General features: G+C 63.9%; 20 protein-coding genes and 2 pseudogenes. 6 read left to right on the top strand and 16 right to left on the bottom strand.

Annotated features, from left to right (window positions below; all coding sequences use genetic code 11):
• Positions 1-28: 28 nt before the first annotated feature.
• Complete coding sequence (gene msrA, locus K2O50_RS01805) at positions 29-697, top strand: peptide-methionine (S)-S-oxide reductase MsrA (protein WP_050703454.1); 669 nt, start codon at positions 29-31, stop codon at positions 695-697.
• Positions 698-700: 3 nt separating this feature from the next.
• The gene (locus tag K2O50_RS01800) at positions 701-1,315 is read left to right on the top strand and encodes a glutathione S-transferase N-terminal domain-containing protein (RefSeq protein WP_050703453.1); all 615 of its coding nucleotides are present in this window, start codon (positions 701-703) and stop codon (positions 1,313-1,315) included.
• Positions 1,316-1,462: 147 nt separating this feature from the next.
• Here the strand turns inward: K2O50_RS01800 and creD are convergent, their stop codons facing one another.
• The 4 genes from creD to K2O50_RS01780 all read right to left on the bottom strand — a co-directional run bounded on the left by creD (position 1,463) and on the right by K2O50_RS01780 (position 5,789).
• Positions 1,463-2,791, bottom strand: a complete 1,329-nt coding sequence (creD, locus tag K2O50_RS01795) for a cell envelope integrity protein CreD (RefSeq protein ID WP_050703452.1) — start codon at positions 2,789-2,791, stop codon at positions 1,463-1,465.
• A 206-nt stretch (positions 2,792-2,997) separates the two neighbouring features.
• Positions 2,998-4,431 (bottom strand): two-component system sensor histidine kinase CreC, encoded by a 1,434-nt coding sequence (gene creC, locus K2O50_RS01790; RefSeq protein WP_050703451.1) that lies wholly within the window; start codon positions 4,429-4,431, stop codon positions 2,998-3,000.
• Positions 4,431-5,111 carry a two-component system response regulator CreB gene (gene creB / locus K2O50_RS01785; protein ID WP_050703450.1) on the bottom strand — a complete coding sequence of 227 codons (681 nt, stop codon included), beginning with the start codon at positions 5,109-5,111 and terminating at the stop codon, positions 4,431-4,433. Before creB ends, creC begins: the two co-directional genes overlap by 1 nt.
• A 177-nt stretch (positions 5,112-5,288) precedes the next feature.
• Positions 5,289-5,789: an ATP-dependent zinc protease gene (locus K2O50_RS01780; RefSeq protein WP_050703449.1), complete on the bottom strand. Its 501-nt coding sequence runs from the start codon at positions 5,787-5,789 to the stop codon at positions 5,289-5,291.
• A 182-nt stretch (positions 5,790-5,971) separates the two neighbouring features.
• On the opposite strand from K2O50_RS01780, the gene K2O50_RS01775 reads away from it, so the two are divergent.
• Positions 5,972-6,859, top strand: coding sequence for an acyltransferase (locus K2O50_RS01775; RefSeq protein ID WP_050703448.1), 888 nt, complete (start codon positions 5,972-5,974; stop codon positions 6,857-6,859).
• 163 nt (positions 6,860-7,022) lie between these two features.
• Here the strand turns inward: K2O50_RS01775 and K2O50_RS01770 are convergent, their stop codons facing one another.
• Both K2O50_RS01770 and K2O50_RS01765 read right to left on the bottom strand, forming a co-directional pair.
• A complete protein-coding gene (locus K2O50_RS01770) occupies positions 7,023-7,595 on the bottom strand; it encodes a DUF2780 domain-containing protein (protein WP_050703447.1) in 573 nt (190 codons plus the stop codon).
• Between the two features lie 174 nt (positions 7,596-7,769).
• The gene (locus K2O50_RS01765) at positions 7,770-8,048 is read right to left on the bottom strand and encodes a hypothetical protein (protein WP_062572570.1); all 279 of its coding nucleotides are present in this window, start codon (positions 8,046-8,048) and stop codon (positions 7,770-7,772) included.
• 394 nt (positions 8,049-8,442) lie between these two features.
• On the opposite strand from K2O50_RS01765, the gene K2O50_RS01760 reads away from it, so the two are divergent.
• Positions 8,443-9,237 carry an RHS repeat-associated core domain-containing protein gene (locus tag K2O50_RS01760; RefSeq protein ID WP_082337610.1) on the top strand — a complete coding sequence of 265 codons (795 nt, stop codon included), beginning with the start codon at positions 8,443-8,445 and terminating at the stop codon, positions 9,235-9,237.
• A gap of 114 nt (positions 9,238-9,351) precedes the next feature.
• Here K2O50_RS01760 and K2O50_RS01755 read toward each other — a convergent pair.
• Positions 9,352-9,654: pseudogene (locus tag K2O50_RS01755) on the bottom strand (formaldehyde dehydrogenase, glutathione-independent); the annotation flags it as partial.
• Positions 9,655-9,757: 103 nt separating this feature from the next.
• On the opposite strand from K2O50_RS01755, the gene K2O50_RS01750 reads away from it, so the two are divergent.
• Positions 9,758-10,651 carry an RHS repeat-associated core domain-containing protein gene (locus K2O50_RS01750; RefSeq protein ID WP_050703444.1) on the top strand — a complete coding sequence of 298 codons (894 nt, stop codon included), beginning with the start codon at positions 9,758-9,760 and terminating at the stop codon, positions 10,649-10,651.
• Between the two features lie 45 nt (positions 10,652-10,696).
• On the opposite strand, the gene fdhA is transcribed toward K2O50_RS01750, so the two are convergent.
• The 7 genes from fdhA to K2O50_RS01715 form a co-directional block, all read right to left on the bottom strand.
• A complete protein-coding gene (gene fdhA, locus K2O50_RS01745) occupies positions 10,697-11,896 on the bottom strand; it encodes a formaldehyde dehydrogenase, glutathione-independent (RefSeq protein ID WP_050703443.1) in 1,200 nt (399 codons plus the stop codon).
• Positions 11,897-12,171: 275 nt separating this feature from the next.
• Complete coding sequence (gene purU / locus K2O50_RS01740; protein WP_050703442.1) at positions 12,172-13,029, bottom strand: formyltetrahydrofolate deformylase; 858 nt, start codon at positions 13,027-13,029, stop codon at positions 12,172-12,174.
• A gap of 12 nt (positions 13,030-13,041) precedes the next feature.
• Positions 13,042-13,674, bottom strand: a complete 633-nt coding sequence (locus tag K2O50_RS01735) for a sarcosine oxidase subunit gamma (RefSeq protein WP_050703441.1) — start codon at positions 13,672-13,674, stop codon at positions 13,042-13,044.
• A gap of 136 nt (positions 13,675-13,810) precedes the next feature.
• The gene (locus K2O50_RS01730) at positions 13,811-16,828 is read right to left on the bottom strand and encodes a sarcosine oxidase subunit alpha (RefSeq protein WP_050703440.1); all 3,018 of its coding nucleotides are present in this window, start codon (positions 16,826-16,828) and stop codon (positions 13,811-13,813) included.
• Entirely contained in the window at positions 16,825-17,160 is a 336-nt protein-coding gene (locus K2O50_RS01725) for a sarcosine oxidase subunit delta (protein ID WP_050703439.1), read from the bottom strand. The genes K2O50_RS01730 and K2O50_RS01725 overlap by 4 nt, the downstream gene beginning before the upstream one ends.
• Positions 17,161-17,176: 16 nt before the next feature.
• Positions 17,177-18,427: a sarcosine oxidase subunit beta family protein gene (locus tag K2O50_RS01720; RefSeq protein WP_011536148.1), complete on the bottom strand. Its 1,251-nt coding sequence runs from the start codon at positions 18,425-18,427 to the stop codon at positions 17,177-17,179.
• 15 nt (positions 18,428-18,442) lie between these two features.
• Positions 18,443-19,696 (bottom strand): serine hydroxymethyltransferase, encoded by a 1,254-nt coding sequence (locus K2O50_RS01715; RefSeq protein WP_050703438.1) that lies wholly within the window; start codon positions 19,694-19,696, stop codon positions 18,443-18,445.
• Between the two features lie 329 nt (positions 19,697-20,025).
• Here K2O50_RS01715 and K2O50_RS01710 point away from each other — a divergent pair, with 329 nt between their 5' ends.
• Positions 20,026-21,066 carry a low specificity L-threonine aldolase gene (locus K2O50_RS01710; RefSeq protein WP_050703437.1) on the top strand — a complete coding sequence of 347 codons (1,041 nt, stop codon included), beginning with the start codon at positions 20,026-20,028 and terminating at the stop codon, positions 21,064-21,066.
• A 106-nt stretch (positions 21,067-21,172) separates the two neighbouring features.
• Here K2O50_RS01710 and K2O50_RS26825 read toward each other — a convergent pair whose 3' ends face one another.
• Together K2O50_RS26825 and K2O50_RS26820 are read right to left on the bottom strand one after the other, a co-directional pair.
• Positions 21,173-21,877: a methyl-accepting chemotaxis protein gene (locus tag K2O50_RS26825; RefSeq protein WP_409077824.1), complete on the bottom strand. Its 705-nt coding sequence runs from the start codon at positions 21,875-21,877 to the stop codon at positions 21,173-21,175.
• Between the two features lie 207 nt (positions 21,878-22,084).
• Positions 22,085-22,927 (bottom strand): annotated as a pseudogene (locus K2O50_RS26820) (cache domain-containing protein); the annotation flags it as partial.
• Positions 22,928-23,062: the final 135 nt, after the last annotated feature.

Here is a 23,062-nt window from a genome sequence, read left to right as displayed (position 1 = left end):
TTGTTGAATATCAAATAGAGGAACGGCCATGACCCTGCGTTCGGAAATCCTGGTGAACAAAAACGTCCTGCCCACCGCAGAACAGGCCCTGCCTGGCCGCGAAACCCCGATGACCCTGCCCGAGTTCCACTACGTGTTCGAAGGCACGCCGCTGCTCGGCCCGTTCTTCGAAGGCGACATCGACTTCGCCATCTTCGGCCTGGGCTGTTTCTGGGGCGCCGAGCGCCGTTTCTGGCAGCGCGAAGGCGTGGTCAGCACCGTGGTCGGCTATGCCGGCGGTTTCACCCCCAACCCCACCTACGAGGAAGTCTGCTCGGGCCTGACCGGCCACACCGAGGTGGTGCTGGTGGTGTTCGACAAGAACCGGGTCAGCTACCGCGAGCTGCTGGCGATGTTCTGGGAGCTGCACAACCCGACCCAGGGCATGCGCCAGGGCAACGATGTCGGTACCCAGTACCGCTCGGCGATCTACTGCACCTCGCCGCAGCAGCTCGATGAAGCCAACGCGAGCAAGGCCGCCTTCCAGGCCGAGCTGGGCAAGGCCGGCTTCGGCGAGATCACCACCGAGATCGCCCAGGCGCCGACCGTGTACTTCGCCGAGGCCTACCACCAGCAGTACTTGGCCAAGAACCCGCAAGGCTACTGCGGTATCGGCGGCACCGGCGTGTGCCTGCCACCCAGCCTGCAGGGCAACTGAGCCATGATCCTGTTCCATTCGCCGCTGTCGCCGTTCGTGCGCAAGGTGATGATCGTGCTGCACGAGACCGGCCAGCTGGACCGCGTCACCGTGCAGGGCGTGAACATCAGCCCGGTGAACGGCGATGCGCAGCTCAACCAGGGCAACCCGATCGGCAAGATCCCGGCCCTGCGCCTGGACGACGGCAGCGTGCTGCACGACAGCCGGGTGATCTGTGAATACCTCGACAGCCAGCACGTCGGCCTGCCGCTGATCCCCCGCGAGGGCTCGGCACGCTGGCGCCGGCTGACCCTGGCCTCCCAGGCCGACGCGATCATGGACGCGGCGGTGGCCACCCGCTACGAGACCTTCCTGCGCCCGACGGACAAGCAGTGGGACGGTTGGGTGCAGGCGCAGGGCGAGAAGATCCGCCGCAGCTTGGCCAATCTTGAACAGGAGCACCTAGCGGAGCTGGCCTCGGGGTTCGACCTGGCGGCGATTGGCGTGGCTTGTGCGTTGGGGTATCTGGACCTGCGCCAGCCGGCGTTTGGCTGGCGTGAGCAGCAGCCTGGGTTGGCGGCATGGTATGCCGAGGTCAGCCAGCGGGCGTCGATGCTAGCCACTGCGCCGCAAGGCTGAAGGGCCTCTTCGCGGGTAAACCCGCTCCCACAGGTACAGTACAGATCCTGTGGGAGCGGGTTTACCCGCGAAGGTCTCACCTCGGTGTTACAGGAAACAGCATTCCAATCTTAAGGGCCAACCACCGCCCGATCTCTCTATCCTCCCTCATACCCCCCTCCCCACCCGCGACCAGTCCAGCCGCCGGGTCAGCACCATGAACACGCCCAGCAGGCCAAAGCACAGCAGCGAGCCCATCAGCAACGCGTAATCCTCGGCGCTAAGCAGCCCATAGAGCATCGCGTACAACGCCGCCAGCCCCGCCGCAAAGCCAATCCCACGCCCCAGGCTGCGCAGCACATGAACCAGGTAGAAGCCAATCAGCAGCACGCACCCTGACGCCGACAGCCCATAGGCCAGGCCAAACCCCAGGTGCTCGGACAGCGACAGCAACAACAGGTAGAAAAACGCCAGGGCCACGCCCACCAGGATGTACTGCACCGGGTGCACGCTGAGGTTCTTGAGCACCTCGAACAGGAAGAAGCCGGCAAAGGTCAGGGCGATGAACAGCAGCGCATACTTGATCGCCCGTTCGCTCTTGAGGTACTGGTCCACCGGGTCGACGAAGCTGACGCCAAAAGCACGCTCGTTGAATTCGCCACACTTGCCGACGGTCGCGCAAAGGCGCATGGACTCTTCCAGGTTGGTGGCGAAGAACGAGGTCTGCCAGTGGGCGCTGAAGCCCTTCTCATCGATGGCACGGCGGCTGGGCAGGTAGCTGCCGACGAAGCTCGGGTGCGGCCAGTTGGCGCGCATGTCCACCGTGGTGCTGCGGCCGACCGGCAGCACCGCCAGTTGGCCAGTGCCCAGCAGCGCCAGGTCGAAGGCGTAGTCGAACTCGCGGGCCTTCTGGTCGCTCAACTGGGGCAGGGCCACATGCACGCCACCGGGTAACCAGTCGACGCCGCTGCCGGCCTCGAACGGCAGGCGCTGGTCATCCAGGGTGAGCTCCAGGCTGTTCTCGATACCACGAATGTCGCTGATGCCGACCATCAGGAACGGCTTGTCGAAGCGGTAGTCGTCGTAGTCCTTCTCGATCCCCCAGCGCTCTGGCAGCTTGAAACGACCACTGATCTGGCTTTTGGCATGGAACAGCCGCGCCTGGTAGATGCCGCGGGCGCGCAGCTCGGTATCGACGCCCACATCCATCGCGAAGGTTTCCGGCAGGAAGTAAAGATTGCCGTGCATCGTGGTGGTCTCCTGGACGCTCGTGCCGTCCTTGTCGATCCAGCGCCGCTCGTACTTGCGATAGGGCACCACCAGTATCGGGCCGCTGACCAGCTGGTCGAAGCTGGAGCTCGCGGCGATCTCGCCCAGCACGTTGTTGCGCAGTTGCTGGCGCTCGTCGATCAGGCCGCCGATCATCAGCAGGGGAATCAGCAGCAGCAGGATCAGCACGGCGATCAGGCCAAGCTTGAAACCTAGGGTCTTGTTCATGGGGTTGGGCTCCGTTTGCGATGGGGGCAGTGTCTGCCCGCCGCGTGGAGCCCTCGGGGAGGGAATGTGGAGATTGTGTGGAGATTGGCGTAATCAGCAGAAAACCTGTGGGAGCGGGCTTGTCCCGCGATTTGACCGATCAGGCAGTGATGTTGCCTGGGCTGGCCTCATCGCGGGACAAGCCCGCTCCTACAGGGACGTGGCCGTCAGCTGTATCGTCGCGCAGGCAGCCAGAGTCGCACCCGCACCCCACCCTCGACGTTATCCACCGCCAGCGCCCCGCCGTGCAGCTGCATCACCTCGGCCACGAAGTTCAGCCCCAGCCCGGTGCTCTTGCGTCCGGTCCCGGGCCTTGGCAACGAATAGAACCGTTCGCTGACCCGCCCCAGGGCGTACTCGGGAATCGCCTGCCCCTGGTTGAACAGGCTCAGGGCCACCCGCTCGCCGTCACGCTCCAGCTCAAAGGCCAGCGCGCCTCGCTCGGGGGTGAAATCCAGCGCGTTGTCCAGCAGGTTGGCCAACGCCTGGCGCATCAGGAACGGATCGCACAGCAACCTGATACCCGCCGGGATGCGCTGGCGCACCTGCAGGCCGGCGCCGTCGATCCGCGCGCCATGGGCCAGCAGCAGCTCGTCGATCAGCGCCGCCACCGCCACCTGCTGTTCATCTTCCAGTGCCTGCATCTGCTCGACCCGCGCCAGGTTGAGCAGGCGCTCGATCATCTGCTGCAGGCGCTCGCTCTCACGCTCGATATTGCCGGCGAAGCGCGCCCGCTGCTCTTGCGGCATGTCGCCCTGCAGCAGCTCCGAGGCACCGCGGATCGCCGCCAACGGGCTCTTGAGCTCATGGGTGAGCGTATGCACGTAGCGCTCGACATAGGCCTTGCCCTCCAGCTGGGTGCGCATGCGCTCCACCGCCGTGGCCAGCTGCAACAGCTCGCCGCCCTTGTAGTGCGGCAGCGCGGCGCGCTCGCCCTCGCTGACCGCCTGAGCGTAATGGGTGAGCCGGCGCAGCGAGCGGGTCAGCCACCACGACAACGCCGCGCCGACCAGCAGTCCCAGCACGATCAACCCCAGCCCGAGGGTGAGCAGACGCCGCTCGGAGCGGTCGATGTAGGGCTGCAACGAGCTGTTGGGCTTGGCCACCGTGACCACGCCGATGATCTGGCCCTGGTCGAGAATCGGCGCCGCCACATGCATCACCGAGGTGCTTTCGTCGTCCGGGTCGCTGCGGGTCGAGCGGGCGCCGTACTGCCCGCGCAGGGTCAGGTAGACATCGTTCCACCGCGAGTAGTCCTTGCCCAGGTCCTGGCCGCTGGAATCGAGCAGGACGATGCCCTTGGCGTCGGTCACGTAGATGCGGTGGCTGACCTGGTTCTTCGCCAGCCCCCAGATCTGCGCGCTGGGGCGCCGCTCGCCATAGGAGGCGAGCACCTGCGACAGGCGGCTCTGGGTCAGGGTGGCGTTCTTCACATCGTCGTGAAGGATCTCGGCCAGCAGGTTGGCGGTGTCCACCAGGGTTTCTTCCGAGGATTGCCGCACCACCGGGCGGATCTGCTCGCGCACCGTGTTGAGCAAAAAGTAGCCCGCCAGGCCGACGAACAGGAAGTACACCAGGAAGATGCGAATTCCCAGGCGCATCAGGCGTGTTCCGGGCTGTAGCTGTAGCCCAGGCCGCGGTGGGTCTGAATCGCCTCGGCGTCGGGCGCGACCTGGCGCAGCTTGGCGCGCAGGCTCTTGATATGGCTGTCGATGGTGCGCTCGTAGCCGACGTCCGAGGCCACGCCCAGGCCGTCGAGCAGCTGTTCGCGGCTGAATACCCGGCGCGGTTGCTCGAGCAGGCTCTGCAGCAGGCGGAACTCGTGGCGGGTCAGCGTCAGCGCCTGGCCACGGTAGCTGATGCGCATGGCCAGGGTGTCGAGCTGGAACGGCGCGCTTTCGCTGGCCACCTCCAACCTGGGCGTCATGCGCTTGAGGATGGCCCGCACCCGCGCGGCCACCTCACGGGGGCTGAAGGGCTTGACCACATAGTCGTCGGCGCCGATCTCCAGGCCCAGCACCCGGTCGATCTCGGCGTCGCGGGCGCTGAGGAACATCACCGGCACCTCGCTGAAGCGGCGCAGTTGGCGGCAGGTCTCGAAGCCGCTGATGTCGGGCAGGCCAATGTCGAGGATCACCAGGTCGGCCGGGCGCAGGCGCTGCTGCTCGACGGCGGCGCTGCCGAGGCTCACCCACTCGGTGCTGTGGCCGTCGGCCTGCAGGGCGTAGACCAGGGTGTCGGCGATGGCGGATTCGTCTTCGACGATGAGGATGTGGGGCATGGCGTCCGGCCTTGCTGGGGCAAAGGCTGGACTTTGAGGCAAACCGCGATGGTCACGCAATCCTTGTTGCCTTTGCGGGCCCTTTCGCGGCACAAGGCCGCTCCTACAGGGAAACGCGAATACCTGTAGGAGCGGCCTTGCGCCGCGAAAGGGGCGCGAAGCGCCCCCAATGCGAAATCAGCAGTCCGGCTTGCCCGCCGTGAACTTCTTCGCCGGGTTCACCGCCGCCTTGAACTCGCGCAGGGCCTTGGCGCCCACCAGCAGCGGGTAGTTGAAGCTGCTGCGGTCGACCAGGTTGACCTCCACGGTACGCTTCACGTCGCCCAGGCACAGTTCCAGGTCGACCACCGGGCGGCGCGACAGCTCGGGCGCATCGCCTTCTTCTTCCTCGTCGGCGCGGTTCTTGATCTTGCTGATGCGCGCCAGCTTGTGTTCGTAGACCTTGCCATTGGCATCCTTGGTGGCCAGGCGGAAACGCACCCAGTCCTCGCCGTCGCGGGTGAACAATTCGATATCCTTGGCCGACAGCGACGCGGTGTAGGCACCGGTGTCCATCTTGGCCTTCAGGGTTTCACCGATCTCCGGCAGGGCGATGTTCTCGTAGCGGCCGTACAGGGTGGGCTCGGCGGCCATCACCGGCAGCGCCAGAAGGGACAGCAGGGCAAGCAGGGGTTTCACGGGGCAGGCTTCCTTGAGAGGGGTCAGTGCTTAGACTGCGCAGGCAGGATAGGTTCGTCGGCAAAGGTTAAACAACACAATGTGAAACATTTGTCCCAGTTAATGGACGTACGACGTTTGGCTAAGGGCCAGACCCTGCTTATCATTGCCAACCGTTCACCTTACACAACAAGAGTCCCTTTATGCGTCGCCTGCTGACCGGCATCCTCACCCTCACCCTGCTGCTGCTCAACACCCTGGTGCTGATCGGCCCGTTGCTGGTCTTCGCCCTGCTCAAGCTGGTACTGCCCGGCCGTGGCCGCGACTACGCGTCGGCCGCGGTGATGTGGATCGCCGAAACCTGGTCGGAAGTCGACAAGGCCATCTTCGCCCTGTGCATCCCCACCCAGTGGGATATCCGCGGTGTCGACACCCTGCGCCAGGACACCTCGTACCTGTGCGTGAGCAACCACCAGACCTGGGTCGATATCCCGGCGCTGATCGAGAGCCTCAACCGCCGCGTGCCGTTCTTCAAGTTCTTCCTCAAGAAGGAGCTGATCTGGGTGCCGCTGCTGGGCCTGGCCTGGTGGGGCCTGGATTACCCGTTCATGAAGCGCTACAGCAAGGCCTTCCTCGACAAGCATCCCGAACTCAAGGGCAAGGACCTGGAGATCACCAAGGCCGCCTGCGAGCTGTTCAAGCGCCAGCCGGTGACCGTGGTCAACTACCTCGAAGGCACCCGCTTCACCGAGGCCAAGCGCCAACAGCAGCAGTCGCCCTACCGCCACCTGCTCAAGCCCAAGGCCGGCGGCGTGGCCTTCGTGCTGGCGGCGCTGGGCGAGCAGCTGGATGCGCTGCTCGATGTGACCATCGTCTACCCGGGCGACAAGGCGCCGGGGTTCTGGGACCTGCTCAACGGCAGCATCAGCCGGGTGATCATCGACATCCGCGTGCGCGAGCTGGACCCGGCGCTGAGCGAGGGCGACTATGAGAACGACCCGGCCTTCCGCCAGACCGTGCAGGCCTGGGTGAACCAGCTGTGGTTGGAGAAGGACCAGCGGATCGAGCAGTTGCGCGCCGAGATGCGCTGAAGCCCGCGCCTACAGCATTTCGCTGTCCCTTGTAGGAGCGGCCTTGTGCCGCGAAAGGGCCGCACAGCGGCCCCAGGGTTTCAGCGTTGATGCATCAATCCCGGGGCTGCTACGCAGCCCTTTCGCGGCACAAGGCCGCTCCTACAGGACCCGCGTCTGGCACTCAAACCGATGGCTGGCTCAACGGCGCAGGGGTGTTCCACAGGCTCCCCAGGTTCTGCAACAACGACCCGGCAATCCCCTGCTGCCCCAGGTACTGCAGGATCAACGGCGCGAACTGCCCGATCATCCCGGTATCCATGCCCAGTGCCTTGAACGCGGTGTCCAGGTCGTTGCGGTTCTGCACCTCTCCGCCCAGCGCATTGCTCAGTGCAGAGCTGTTCTTGTCACTGCCCAGCAACTGCCCCAGCCCGCTCAACCCACCCAGCGCATTGGTGCCGGACAGCAGGTCCAGCCCCGGCACAGCCTTGGTCAGTTGGCCATAGTCGTCACCGCTGAGGTTGTTGCGCGCCAGCCCCAACATCGCCCCGGCGCCACCAATGGCCTGTTCGGGGGTGATCTTCAATTCGCTGCCCAAGGTGTTGAGCAAGTTGGCCTGGCCAGCCGGGGCCTGCACCTGGCCCTGTTGATTCTGGTTCTGCATGGCCGAGACGGCATTGGCCGCGTCGCTGAGATTGAAGGCGAACACCGGGCTTGCGGCCAGGGTCATCAGGGTTACCAGGGTGAATGCTTTCATCGGGAGGGACCTCGGCGGCCGGAATGGCCGGGAAACGAGGGGTTGGACTGGAATGCCAGGGGTTTGTTCCGGGCCGGCCATCGGTGTTCATTGCAAGGGCCTTATCGCGGGGCAAGCCCGCTCCCACGCAGCGCTGGGTCATTCGTGGGAGCGGGCTTGCCCCGCGATGGACATTTACTGGCCAGCTCTGTTTTCCACCGCACTGGCCAGCGCATCCGCCTGCCCCCAGGCGATCTGCATGGCCCGCAGCCCAAGCTTGAGCAATTGCCGCGTCTCCTCGTCCTCGATGCGGTCCAGCGCCCGGTGGCTGTCGCTGAAGGCGAACATCAGGTAGTGGGAGACGTTGGCCAGCACGTATTCCATGGGCACGACACCGTCGTGGATGGCGCGGGCGAGGGATTTGTCGGGGGGTAAGGCGAATTGGTGGGGCGGGTCGGGAACGATTTTTTTCATGGCAGTCACTCGTGTGGTTGAACTGCTCCCGTCCGTTTCCACACGTAGGGCGGCAGTTGTACACGGGGTGGAAAACCGGTCACGAGTAACCCGGTAGGCCATAAGGCCTCCCGTGCACAACTGCCATGACGACAGTGGGTCGTGACTGCCGGGTTTCCACACCCGATCGCTGAACCGACAGCGACCGAGAAAGCCTATTGGGTAGAGATTCTCCGGACAATCAGACGCAAACCGACAGACTACGTAAGGTAATTCTCTCGACCATGCACAATCTGTAAGAAACACCTTGCGAACAAGTAGGAAACGTCCAGATACCTGGTATTTTTGCTAGTTGCTGATTGTTCACCGCCGCCGCAAAGTCACAAGTCAGCAGGCTAACGGTATCGGAGGTCCTATGACACAAAGACGTAAAGACCACCCAGAATCGATGCTTTTGGTCACGGATTCGAAAAATTCGGTCCAACGCATTACTGGAAGTTCAAATGACATCAATTACTCATACTCAGCCTATGGGTACGAGCCATCCAACCCAACATCGGCATCACTGCTTGGATTCAACGGCGAGCCTCGTTCAGCAACGGGGTGCTATTCACTCGGGAATGGCTACCGAATCTACAGCCCTGCGTTGATGCGCTTCAGCTCTCCAGACGACATGAGTCCATTTGGATCAGGCGGAATCAATGCATATAGCTATTGCGCTGGCGACCCAATTAACTATGTCGATCCCTCGGGGCATATGATGAGAGCCAACAGACGACAGTTACCGAGAGAAACAGAAATAAAATCCATCCTACAGCAGAATGAAAAACTTCAATCATCCATAAAACAGATTGATGCCGACCTAACAAAAACAAAACAATATATTGACAACGCACCTACACGACTAAGTCACGTAGATGCAAATTACGGCATTGGCTCACGCGACAGCGCTGGACAAAAAGTAAAAATTAGCGAGAGAGATCTTGAAAGCGCAAATAATAAAAAAATGAAATTAGCCGAAGAAAACCTAAAGAAGAAAGCCGATTACAACCTAATGCTCGCCACTAGGAAAAATCTGATCCAACAGATAAAAGACCTCAACACCACCTTAGCTGGCTACCAAAAAGAGCTGGGGACGGAAGTTTATAACCGGTCATTCTCCGCCGCTGAATCCAGTTTGGTCGATGATACCGGAAAAGTGCGCTCATAGCGTCAATAAATACAACACCACACCTGCTTACCTTTCAAGCCATTAAAGCTTAGAAAGTCACAAAGCCCCTACAAGGGGCTTTGCTTATCTTATAAATAGAATTTCAACAGCCAATCACGCCGCACTAAACGTCCTATGCGGATCAATCACAAACTTCTTCGGCACCCCCGCATCAAACTCGCCATACCCCTCCGGCGCCTGATCCAGGCTGATCACCTGCACTCCCACCACCTCTGCGATATTGATGCGATCCCACATGATCGCCTGCATCAGCTGGCGGTTGTACTTCATGGTCGGCGTCTGCCCGGTGTGGAAGCTGTGGGACTTGGCCCAGCCCAGGCCAAAGCGGATGCTCAGGGCACCGATCTTGGCGGCGGCATCCACCGCGCCCGGGTCTTCGGTCACGTACAGGCCCGGGGCTGCATGTGCCTGTCATTTCTGCCAGTAGCCGCACACCCAACACTTGGTCAATAGTCTGCTGCAACGCCAATCAGTCCCTGGTTACAAACAGGAGCCCTGCATGAAGCACCTCGACAAAGATGGCCAACTGCACAGCATTCTGCGCAATACCGACAGGCCGCTGGCAAACAACCCAGCCTGCGGTGCTGGCCTGCTTGCAACCGACAGCAAAGGTTCGGTGTTGGCCAGGCTCAATGAAACGTCTGAGCAAAACCATGCCTATACCGCTTATGGTCACGCCCTGGAAATACAGGCCTTCGGGACACTGCTCGGATTCAATGGCGAGTGTGTTGAGCCCGTAACGGCGTGCTATCTGCTTGGCAACGGCTACCGCGCATACTCCCCGGTATTGATGCGGTTTCACTCACCCGACAGCTGGAGTCCGTTTGGGAGGGGAGGGCTAAACGCTTATGTGTACTGCAGCGCCGACCCGATCAATTATTCCGACCCGAGCGGGCATGTGCAGACACTTATCAAGGCTGCGCCACCAATCGCCGAAGTCGTGCCCAAAGCCCCCAGGTTTCTCAGGAGCAAGCGCACTCCCATCAAACAGCGCTTCACGGTAGACCATCAGGAAACGCTGACCACAACGACCATCGAGATTATTGGACAAGGCGAAACTGCGCAACACCGAGCTGTTAACTCTACCCGTACAAGAAAACAGACCACTGAGCTTTTCGAGGTGATCGCCGATCCGCACAAAGGCCCAGCCACGGTGCATGTCACAAGAACCAACCTGGATAGCTTCCTTGAATTGAGCAATGAAATTTTCACCGTGGAGGCAGCCAACGCAATGTATGGCCCGACCAGCCCTTTCAGTCCTACTCATCTGAACAACCTGCAGAATCGTCGTAACGGCCTGACTCTTTGGGGACAACAGTTGGCCAGAAGGGCCGTCGATCCGAACGACTCCAGTGCTGTGGTGCGGGCGGGCTCTACAATCAGGCGTGATTGACGAGTAAAAAAATGCCCCTCACTGGGAGGGGCATCGCTTAGCGAATCAGGCCGCACCCCACATCTTGTGAGGGTCGATCACAAACTTCTTGGGAACCCCTGCATCAAACTCGCCATAGCCTTCCGGCGCCTGGTCGAGGTTGATCACCTGTACCCCCACCACTTCGGCGATATTGATGCGGTCCCACATGATCGCCTGCATCAGCTGGCGGTTGTACTTCATGGTCGGGGTCTGCCCGGTGTGGAAGCTGTGGGACTTGGCCCAGCCCAGGCCGAAGCGGATGCTCAGGGCACCGATCTTGGCGGCGGCATCCACCGCGCCCGGGTCTTCGGTCACGTACAGGCCCGGAATACCGATCTTGCCGGCCACGCGAGTCACCTGCATCAGCGAGTTGAGCACGGTGGCAGGAGCTTCATGCTTGGCACCTTCATGCCCATGACCGCGCGCCTCGAAGCCAACGGCATCGACGGCGCAGTCCACTTCCGGCTCACCGAGGATATCGATGATCTGTTCGTGCAGCGGAGTGTCCTTGGACAGGTCGACCACTTCGAAACCTTGCGACTTGGCGTGAGCCAGCCGGGCCGGGTTGAGGTCGCCGACAATGACGCAGGCGGCGCCCAGCAGGCGGGCGGACGCAGCGGCGGCCAGGCCGACCGGGCCGGCGCCCGCGACGTAGACGGTGCTGCCCGGGCCAACACCGGCGGTGACGGCGCCGTGGTAACCGGTGGGAAGGATATCGGACAGGCAGGTCAGGTCGCGGATCTTCTCCATGGCCTTGTCGCGGTCCGGCAGTTTCAGCAGGTTGAAGTCGGCGTAGGGCACCAGCACATACTCGGCCTGGCCGCCGGTCCAGTCGCCCATGTCGACATAGCCGTAGGCGCCACCGGCGCGGGCCGGGTTGACGGTGAGGCAGACGCCGGTGTGCATCTCTTTGCACGAGCGGCAGCGGCCGCAGGCGACGTTGAAGGGTACCGACACCAGATCACCGATTTTCAGGCGCTCGACGTCACGGCCCATTTCGACGATTTCACCGGTGATTTCGTGGCCCAGGACCAGGCCGACCTGGGCGGTGGTGCGGCCGCGGACCATGTGCTGGTCGGAGCCGCAGATGTTGGTGGAGACCACCTTGAGGATGACGCCGTGCTCGATCTTCTTGCCGCGCGGGTCCTGCATCTTGGGATAGTCGATCTTCTGCACCTCGACCTTGCCCGCGCCGAGATACACCACTCCACGGTTACCAGACATGCTTCTTACCTCGCTTGATTTGTATTTATGCAGCGGTGGTGGAAAGCGCCGCCTTTCCGTGGGCGGCCTGTGTTACTGGATGAAGGGGATTGTGGGCTGGATGGGAGGTGGGGCGGTGACTGGATGCGACAGGGGGATGTCTTTTTGCGGCAGGGGAAAAGCTGGGGCCGCTGCGCGCCCCTTTCGCGGCACAAGGCCGCTCCTACAGAGGGAATGCGATCCCTGTAGGAGCGGCCTTGTGCCGCGAAAGGGCTGCGCAGCAGCCCCGGCTATCGTCAAAGCACCACAGTCCGATTGGCGTTAAGAAACACCCGCCGCTCAATGTGATAACCAACAGCCCGCGCCAGTGTCAGGCACTCGATATCGCGCCCCTTGGCAATCAGGTCCTCGGGATAATGCGCATGGTCCACCACCTCGACGCCCTGGGCGATGATCGGCCCTTCGTCCAGGTCGTTGTTGATGTAGTGCGCCGTGGCGCCAACCATCTTCACGCCCTTGTTGTAGGCCTGATGATACGGCTTGGCGCCCTTGAACCCCGGCAGCAACGAGTGGTGGATGTTGATCGCCCAGCCATCCAGCCGCCGGCACAGCTCCGGCGACAGCACCTGCATGTAGCGGGCAAGAATGACCAGCTCGGCACCGCTCTCCTCGATCACCTGCAATACCTTGCGCTCCTGCGCCGGCTTGTCGTTCGGGTCGAGGGCGAAATGGTAGTAGGGAATCTTGTGCCAGTGCGCCAGCGGCTCCAGGTCAGGATGGTTGGACACCACCGCGACCACGTCCATGGCCAGCTGGCCGATGCGCTGGCGGTACAGCAGGTCGTTCAGGCAATGGTCGGCCTTGGACACCATGATCACCACCTTGGGCCGGTGATTCGGCGCGACCAGCTCGAAGGCCATGCCGAAAGCCCCGCTGCGCTCGGCCAGCCCCGCACGGAAGGCATCCTCGTCGAAGCCATCCGGGACGCGGAACTCCACGCGGATGAAGAACCGCCCCGATAGCCGGTCATCGAAGGAATGGTGCTCGGTGACGTAGCAGCGCTGCTCGTAGAGGTGACGCGTCACCACATCGACCGTGCCGAGCATGCTCGGGCAGTCGGCAGTGAGAATCCAGGTGTCCGGTGCCCGACTCATGGGTAATGCTCCTTACGCTTCGATGGCCAGGCCGTATTCGGCCGACGCGTCCTGCAGCCACAGCCACCAGTAGTCGGAGAAACTGCGGCGGATCACCAGCTCCCAGGTGTCCTCGGCGGTGCGGCGGATCACCAGCTGCGACTTGGCGAACACAGTGCCGACGGCCTTGCCGACCGGGAAGTTGTTCGGGTGTACATCATAGCTGGTGGATTTCATCAGCACGTCGCGCACGTTGGGGCCGCGCAGTTCGAGCAGGGTCTGCCCGCCACTGACGTTGACCACCTGGATGTGCTGGCCGTCGAGGGCGTCGCGCAGTTTCTGCTCGACGGCGAACTCCTGGCCGCCGGGAACGATCAGCAGCCACTCGTCCGGGCCCACCCATTGCAGCGACATCTCGTTGTTGGCGACCACGGTCAGGGCCACCGGTAGCTCCAGGCCCAGGGCCTTGTGCACGCCGCCGGCGAAGGCCTGGTCGTGGCCATTGCCACGGAGGGTGAGGTGGCCGAGGAGTTTCTTCTCGCGCAGGGTCACGCCTGCGTTCTTGCGGCCCTTGCCGACCAGGCTGGCCAGGTCGGCATGGTGCAGCGGCGACTGGGCCTTGGCGTCGGCGCCGGGGTTTTGCTGGAAGACGTTGATAGCGCTCATTTCTTACCTGCCTTGAATTCTTGTGCGAGGAACCACTGACCTCGTGGGAGCGGGCTTGCCCCGCGATAGCGGCATCTAAGGCCACCATCGCATCGCGGGGCCAGCCCGCTCCCACAAAGATCGCGTCATCCTGATATCAAACGTTCTGCCGCTCGCCCTTCGGATCGAAGAACACCGAAGACACGATCTCGGCCTCGATCACGCTGCCGTCGGCCTGGGGCGAATACACCCGCTCGCCCATGCGCTTGAGACCGCCCTTGACCACGCCCATGGCGAACGAATAGCCCAGGGAGTTGGCCGCGTAGCTGGAGGTGACGTGGCCGACCATGTCCATCGGGATCGGCTGCTTCGGATCGAACACCAGCTGGGCTCCTTCCGGCAGCCACACGTTGGGGTCGACCGGCTTCAGGCCCACCAGCTGCTTGCGGTTCTCGCGCACGGTGTCCTCGCGGTTCATGCCGCGCAGGCCGATCCACGAGAAGGCCTTGTTGCGGCCCACGCACCAGCTCATGTTGAGGTCGTCCGGGGTCATCGAGCCGTCGGTGTCCTGGCCGACGATGATGAAGCCCTTCTCGGCGCGCAGCACGTGCATGGTCTCGGTGCCGTACGGGGTCAGGTTGTATTTCTTGCCCGCCTCGACGATCTGCTCCAGCACACCCATGGCGTAGTTGGCCTGGACGTTGATCTCGTACGACAGCTCGCCGGTGAAAGAGATACGGAACACCCGTGCCGGCACGCCGCCGACCAGGCCTTCCTTCCAGCTCATGAACGGGAAGCCTTCCTTGTCCAGGTCGATGTCGCTGACCTCGGCCAGCAGCTTGCGGCTGTTGGGGCCGGACAGGGTCATGGTCGCCCAGTGGTCGGTGACCGAGGTGAAGTACACCTTCATCTCCGGCCATTCGGTCTGATGGTACAGCTCCAGCCACTGCAGCACGCGGGCGGCGCCGCCGGTGGTGGTGGTCATGATGAAGTGGTTGTCGCCGACGCAGGCGGTCACGCCGTCGTCGAAGACCATGCCGTCTTCCTTGCACATCAGGCCGTAGCGGGCCTTGCCCACGTCGAGCTTGGTCCAGGCGTTGGTGTAGATGCGGTTGAGGAATTCGCGCGCGTCCGGGCCCTGGATATCGATCTTGCCCAGGGTCGAGGCGTCCAGCAGGCCGACGCTGTCACGCACGGCCTTGCATTCGCGGGCCACGGCGGTGTGGATATCTTCGCCGGGCTTGGGGAAGTACCACGGGCGCTTCCACTGGCCGACGTCCTCGAACTCGGCGCCGTTCTTGATGTGCCAGGCATGCAGGGCGGTGAAGCGCACCGGCTCGAACAAGTGGCCGCAGTGCCGGCCCGCCACCGCGCCGAAGGTCACCGGCGTGTAGTTGGGGCGGAACATGGTGGTGCCCATTTCCGGGATGCCGATCCCGAGCGAGCGGGCGGCGATGGCCAGGCCGTTGATGTTGCCCAGCTTGCCCTGGTCGGTGCCGAAGCCCAGGGCGGTGTAGCGCTTGACGTGCTCGACCGACTCGAAGCCTTCGCGGGTGGCCAGCTCGATGGCGGCGGCGGTGACATCGTTCTGCTGGTCGACGAATTGCTTCGGCGCACGGGCGGTGCCCTTGTCGTGGGGCACCTGGAACAGCGCCACGGTGGCTTCTTCCTTGCGCGCCAGGGTTTTCGGCAGGGTGCCGACGCTGGCCTTGAAGCCGGCTTCGGTGGCGGCGCGAACACCGCCCTCGAAGCCGTCAGCGATCACATCGCCCAGGGCATAGACGCCGTTCACGCCACCGACGCACACGCGCTTCTGCGGTGCGTCGCCCGGCACGAAGCCGAGGATGTCTTCACGCCAGACCGGGCGACCGCCCAGGTGCGAGGCCAGGTGGACCACTGGGCTGTAACCACCGGAAGTCGCGATCAGGTCGCAGTCGAGGGTTTCACCTGGGCTGGTGACCTTGTGCGCCTGCACATCGATGGCGGCCACGCGGGCGCCGGTGACGTGTTTGCTGCCCTTGGCCTCGATCACGGCGCTGGAGGTGAGGATACGGATACCTTTGGCACGAGCCTCTTCGACCAGCGAGCCACGCGGATTGTGGCGAGCGTCGGCGATGGCGACCACCTGCAGACCCGCGTCGTGCCAGTCCAGCGCGCAGCGGTAGGCGTGGTCGTTGTTGGTCGACAGCACCAGCTTGCGGCCCGGCGCCACGCCATAGCGGCGCACGTAGGTGGACACGGCGCCGGCCAGCATGTTGCCCGGCAGGTCGTTGTTGCCGTACACCAGCGGACGCTCGTGGGCGCCCGCAGCCAGCACGACGCGATTGGCACGAACACGGTGCACGCGCTGGCGCACCTGGCCGATCGGCGCACGGTCGCCGAGGTGGTCGGTGAGGCGCTCGTGGATGGTGAGGAAGTTGTGGTCGTGATAGCCGTTGACCGTGCTGCGTGGCAGCAGGGTGACTTCCGGCAGGCTTTCCAGCTCGGCGACGACGGCGCTTACCCAATCGGCAGCCGGTTTGCCGTCGAGTGTCTCGCGGCTGTCGAGCAAGGTGCCGCCGAACTCTTCCTGCTCATCCGCCAGGATGACCCGAGCACCGCTGCGGGCGGCAGCCAGCGCGGCGGCCAGGCCGGCAGGGCCGGCGCCGACGATCAGCACGTCGCAGTGCTGGTTCATGTAGTCGTAGCTGTCCGGATCGTTCTGCAGCGGCGCACGGCCGAGGCCCGCCGCCTTGCGGATGTACTTCTCGTAGGTCATCCAGAACGACTTGGGGTACATGAAGGTCTTGTAGTAGAACCCGGGCGGCATCATGTTGCCGCCGACCTTGCCGATGATGCCCATCATGTCGTTGTTGACGTTCGGCCAGCCGTTGGTGCTGGTGGCCACCAGGCCTGCATACAGGGCCTGCTGGGTGGCGCGCACGTTGGGGATCTGGGTGGCTTCGCTGGAGCCGATCTGCAGGATCGCGTTCGGCTCTTCGGTACCGGCGGCGATGATCCCGCGGGGGCGCGAGTACTTGAAGCTGCGCCCGACGATGTCGACGCCGTTGGCCAGCAGCGCGGCGGCCAGGGTGTCGCCGGCATAGCCCTGGTAGGTCTTGCCGTTGAAGCTGAAGTTCAGCACCTTGCTGCGGTCGATACGGCCGCCGCTGGCGAGGCGATAGGTCTGGCTCATACTTTTTCCCCTTGGCCCTTGGCGGTCGCTGGCGCGGTGCTCTGTTTCGAGGCGGCGGTGACCTGAGGCCTCTCGCCGATCTTGTAGGTTTCCAGGATCTCGTAGGTCACGGTGTCGCGGGTGACGTTGAAGTACTGGCGACAGCCGGCGACGTGGTCCCACAGTTCATGGTGGATGCCACGCGGGTTGTCGCGGAAGAACATGTAGGTGCCCCACTCCTCGTCGGAGCAGGCGTTCGGGTCCAGCGGGCGGGCGATATGCGCCTGGCCTGATGCGTGGAATTCTTCCTCGGAGCGCAGCTCGCCGCAGTGGGGACAGAAGATTTGCAACATGACGGTTGTCTCCGGGTCAGTGGGCGACGGCAGCGGCGCCGTGTTCGTCGATCAGCGCGCCGTTGTAGAAACGGTCGATGGAGAAAGGCGCGGCCAATGGGTGCATCTCGCCCTTGGCCAGGCTCGCGGCGAACACGTTGCCCGAGCCCGGGGTGGCCTTGAAGCCGCCGGTGCCCCAGCCGCAGTTGAAGAACATGTTCTTCACCGGGGTCTTGGAGATGATCGGGCAGGCGTCGGGGGTGGTGTCGACGATGCCGCCCCACTGGCGGTTCATGCGCACGCGGGAGAGGATCGGGAACATCTCGACGATCGCCTGCAGGGTGTGCTCGATGATCGGGTAGGAGCCGCGCTGGCCGTAGCCGACCCAGCCGTCGATACCGGCACCGATCACCAGGTCGCCCTTGTCGGACTGGCTGATGTAGCCGTGCACGGCGTTGGACATGATCACGCTGTCGATGATCGGCTTGATCGGCTCGGAGACCAGTGCCTGCAACGGGTGCGATTCCAGCGGCAGGCGAAAGCCCGCCAGCTTGGCCATGTGGCCGGAGTTGCCGGCGGTGACCACGCCGACGCGCTTGGCGCCGATGAAGCCCTTGTTGGTTTCGACGCCGATCACGGCGCCATTCTCTTTACGGAAGCCGATCACCTCGGTCTGCTGGATCAGGTCCACGCCCAGGGCGTCGGCGGCACGGGCGAAGCCCCAGGCCACGGCGTCGTGACGGGCCACGCCACCACGGCGCTGCACAGTGGCGCCGAGGATCGGATAGCGGGTGTTCTTCGAGCAGTCCAGGTACGGGATCTCGGCCGCGACCTGCTCGGTGCGGATCAGCTCGCCGTCCACGCCATTGAGGCGGTTGGCGTTAACCCGGCGCTCGGAGTCGCGGATGTCCTGCAGGGTGTGACACAGGTTGTAGACGCCGCGCTGGGAGAACATCACGTTGTAGTTGATGTCCTGGGACAGCCCCTCCCACAGTTTCATGGCGTGCTCGTACAGATGCGCCGACTCGTCCCACAGGTAGTTGGAACGCACGATGGTGGTGTTGCGGGCGGTGTTGCCGCCGCCCAGGTAGCCCTTCTCGACCACCGCCACGTTGGTGATGCCGTGCTCCTTGGCCAGGTAGTAGGCCGTGGCCAGGCCATGGCCGCCACCGCCGACGATGACCACGTCGTAGACCTTTTTCGGGGTCGGCGTGCGCCACATGCGCTGCCAGTTCTCGTGGTGGCTGAGGGAGTGCTTGAAGAGGCCGAAGCCCGAATAACGTTGCATGGTGTTCTGCTCCACTCAGCGGTAGACCGGGAAGTCGGCGCACAGGGCGGCGACGTTCTTGGCCACATCGGCCTCGACATCGGCGTCGCCCAGGTTGTCCAGCACATCGCAGATCCAGCCGGCCAGCGCCACGCACTGGGCGACCTTGAAGCCGCGGGTGGTGACGGCCGGGGTGCCGATGCGCAGGCCCGAGGTGACGAACGGCGACTGCGGGTCGTTGGGCACGGCGTTCTTGTTGACGGTGATATGGGCGCGGCCGAGGGCGGCGTCGGCGTCCTTGCCGGTCAGGCCCTGGCGGATCAGGCTGACCAGGAACAGGTGGTTGTCGGTGCCGCCGGAGACCACGTCGTAGCCGCGCTCGATGAACACCTGGGCCATGGCCTGGGCGTTTTCGATGACCTGTTTCTGGTAGCTCTTGAATTCAGGCTCCAACGCTTCCTTGAAGCACACCGCCTTGGCGGCGATCACGTGCATCAGCGGGCCGCCCTGGGCGCCGGGGAACACTGCGGCGTTGAGCTTCTTCTCGATCTCTTCGTTGCTCTTGGCCAGGATCAGGCCGCCACGCGGACCGCGCAGGGTCTTGTGGGTGGTGGTGGTGACCACGTCGGCGAAGGGGATCGGGTTCGGGTACAGGCCGGCGGCGACCAGGCCGGCGACGTGGGCCATGTCGACGAACAGCAGCGCGCCGACTTTATCGGCGATCTGGCGGAAACGTGGGAAGTCGAGGGTCTTCGAGTAGGCCGAGAAGCCGGCGACGATCATCTTCGGCTTGTGCTCGACGGCCAGGCGCTCGACTTCGTCGTAGTCGATCAGCCCGGTGGTGGTGTCGATGCCGTACTGCACGGCGTTGTACAGCTTGCCCGAGGACGACACCTTGGCGCCGTGGGTCAGGTGGCCGCCATGGGCCAGGCTCATGCCCAGGATGGTGTCGCCGGCCTGCAGCAGGGCGAGGTACACGGCGCCGTTGGCCGAGGAGCCGGAGTGCGGCTGGACGTTGGCGTAGTCGGCGCCGAACAGCTGCTTGGCGCGTTCGATGGCCAGTGCTTCGACCTTGTCCACATGCTCGCAGCCACCGTAGTAGCGCTTGCCCGGGTAGCCCTCGGCGTACTTGTTGGTCAGGCCGCTGCCCTGGGCCTGCATCACGCGCTTGCTGGTGTAGTTCTCCGAGGCGATCAGCTCGATGTGATCTTCCTGGCGCTGCTCCTCGGCATTCATCGCCGCCAGCAGTGCGTCGTCATAACCCTGGATCTGGTCTTGCTTGCTGAACATCGTGTATCTCCCGGCAGCGATCGTTTCTTGTCTGGTGAGGGTTTTCCCACCCTTTGCAGCGATGGTATGACCGGGCACGGCCCTACAGATGCCTGCGCGCGCCTTGCAATGGCGCGTTTACGACATTCATCTGCTGACAACACCAATCCCTGTAGGAGCGGCCTTGTGCCGCGAAAAGGGCTGCGCGGCAGCCCCCGACGATTTGTGCCATGCCATACATCCTGGGGCCGCTTCGCGCCCCTTTCGCGGCACAAGGCCGCTCCTACATAGGCAACCGCCAAATTGATGGTTTAGAGTGCGTTCCTGCGTCGTACAAAAGGACAGGCGTCATGACCGACAACAACCAACAATTCGCCAGCGACAACTATTCCGGGATCTGCCCCGAAGCCTGGGCCGCGATGGAAAAGGCCAACCAGGGCCACGAGCGCGCCTACGGCGACGACCAGTGGACCGAACGCGCCTCGGAATATTTCCGCAAGCTGTTCGAGACCGACTGCGAGGTGTTCTTCGCCTTCAACGGCACCGCTGCCAACTCCCTGGCCCTGGCCTCGCTGTGCCAGAGCTACCACAGCGTGATCTGCTCCGAGACCGCCCACGTCGAGACCGACGAATGCGGCGCCCCGGAGTTCTTCTCCAACGGCTCCAAGCTGCTGACCGCCGCCAGCGTCAACGGCAAGCTGACGCCTGAGTCGATCCGCGAAGTGGCGCTCAAGCGCCAGGACATCCACTACCCCAAGCCGCGCGTGGTGACCATCACCCAGGCCACCGAAGTGGGTACCGTGTATCGCCCCGACGAGCTCAAGGCGATCAGTGCCACCTGCAAGGAGTTGGGCCTGAACCTGCACATGGACGGCGCACGGTTCACCAATGCCTGCGCGTTCCTCGGCTGCTCGCCGGCCGAGCTGACCTGGAAGGCCGGGGTCGATGTGCTGTGCTTTGGCGGCACCAAGAACGGCATGGCGGTCGGTGAGGCGATCCTGTTCTTCAACCGCGACCTGGCCGAGGACTTCGACTACCGCTGCAAGCAGGCCGGGCAATTGGCGTCGAAGATGCGTTTCCTGTCGGCGCCTTGGGTTGGTCTGCTTGAGGACGGTGCGTGGATGCGCCATGGCAAGCATGCCAACCACTGCGCGCAGCTGCTGGCGTCGCTGGTGAGCGATCTGCCGGAAGTCGAGCTGATGTTCCCGGTGGAGGCCAACGGGGTGTTCCTGCAGATGCCGGAGCATGCGTTGGAAGTGCTGCGCAACAAGGGGTGGCGCTTCTACACCTTCATTGGCAGCGGTGGGGCGCGGTTCATGTGTTCGTGGGATACCCAGGAAGCCCGGGTGCGTGAGCTGGCGGCGGACATCCGCGCCATCTTTGGTGCCTGACAGATCGCATTCGCGGGTAAACCCGCTCCCACAGGTACGGCACTGTCTTCAAGGACCGTGATCAACCTGTGGGAGCGGGTTTACCCGCGAAGAATCCAACATCGATCTAAAGCCTGAACCCACCCATCTGCCGCGCCAGGTCATCAGCCAACCCACGCAACGCCTGGCACTCCTCGCGACACCCCTGCACTTCGCTGGCCGTCTGCCGCGCCAGGTCGGAAATCCCCTGCACCGTCCGGTTGATCTCCTCGGTCACCGCCGACTGCTCCTCGGTCGCCGTGGCCACCTGCTCGTTCATGCCGCTGATGCGCTCGACCTGATCGGTGATCGCCCCCAGCGAAGCCCCTGTACGCTGGCTCGACTCGACCCCGTTGCCGGTCGCCTGCTGCCCCGCCTGCATCGACGCCACGGCGGTGCCCGCGCCCTGCTTGAGACGGTGGATCATCTGCTGCACCTCGTCGGTGGACACCTGGGTGCGCCGCGCCAGGGTCCGTACCTCATCGGCCACCACGGCGAAGCCCCGGCCCATCTCGCCGGCCCGCGCCGCTTCGATGGCGGCGTTGAGCGCCAGCAGGTTGGTCTGCTCGGAAATACTGCGGATCACCGCCAGCACTTCGTCGATCGAGGCAACCTCGTCGGCCAGTTGCGTCACCGCCTCGGCGGCGCGACCGATCTCCCCGGACATGCCTTCGATGTTGTGGATGGAGCGGCGCACCACCTCCCGCGCCTGCAACGCCTCGTCGCGCGCCGACTGCGAGGCATGGGCGGCGGAGCCGGCGTTCTGGGCGATGTCCTGCACGGTCAGGCCCATCTCGTGCACGGCGGTGGCGACCATCTCGGTCATCTCCTGCTGGCGGCCCGAGCGCTCGGCGGTGTTGTCCACCACCTGGGTCACCTGCTCCACCGACAGGTGCAGGCGCTCGGTGGTGCGCAGCACTTCACCGATCAGGCCGCGCTGGCTGTCGAGGAAGCGGTTGAAGCCACGGGCCAGATCGCCCAGCTCGTCCTGGCGCGAGTCGTCCAGGCGATGACTGAGATCCCCCGCGCCACCGCCGATCTGCACCAATGCGGCGGTGACCTGGCGAATGGGCCGGACCAGCCCGCGCGCCAACAGCACCACCAGCAATAACGACAGCAGCGCCACACCGCCACCGATCAGGCAGGTCTGCCAGATGGCCTGGCGGGCCTGAGCATAGATCTCAGCCTCCGGCACCTCGGCCACCAGGGTCCAGTTCAGGTCTCGCAGGGGCAGGCCGAGGGCCAGGTAATCCTCGCCATCACGCTGGAAACGGCTGCTGCGCAGGCCTTCACCGCCCACCAGCACGGCCTTGGCCGCCTCGACGTCCAACTGCTCGGCAAGCTGGCGCTTGCCACTGAACTGCTGGTCGGGGTGGACCTGGATCAGGCCGTCGTTGCGCACCAGGAACACTTTGCCGTGCTCGCCGAAACTGAAGTCGTGAATCAGCTTCGACAGCTCGGTCATGCGCAGGCCCATGCCGGCCACACCGACCAGCTGGCCGTCCTTCTCGACCCGGTAGTCGATGAACAGCGCCAGCTCGCCGGTGGAGCCGTCGATATCGATATTGATGAAGCGCTCGGCGCCACTGTCGATGTAGCCGTAGAACCACTTGTCCTTGGGGTTGCTGCGGCTGAGGGTGCGGTCCAGGCCCTTCTCGTTGTAGTAGTGGCCGGTAACGGTGGAGGCGAACAGGGTGGTGAAAGCGTGGTTGCGCTGCTTGGCCGCGTCCAGGTATTCGATGAAGCGCTGCAGCTCGGCCGGGGCTTCACCGGCGGCCAGCCAGTCGCGCAGGAGGGTGTTGCCGGCGATGTCCGCCGCCGCCACCAGCGGCTGGCCGAGCATGCGCTCGATATCGTTGCGGATGGCCTCGACGCTGGCCGGCAACGCCGTGTCCACCAGGTAACGCTCGGTCAGGCGGTTGAGCGCCATCGTGTAGATCGCCACCACCACCAGGATGCTCGCCAGCAGGGCGGCGCC

It is taken from the genome of Pseudomonas sp. 2hn (assembly GCF_019646095.1).
Classification (GTDB): Bacteria; Pseudomonadota; Gammaproteobacteria; order Pseudomonadales; family Pseudomonadaceae; genus Aquipseudomonas; species Aquipseudomonas peradeniyensis.
The sequence above is the reverse complement of the archived record's forward strand: the minus strand, read 5'-3'. Positions and strand labels throughout refer to the sequence as shown.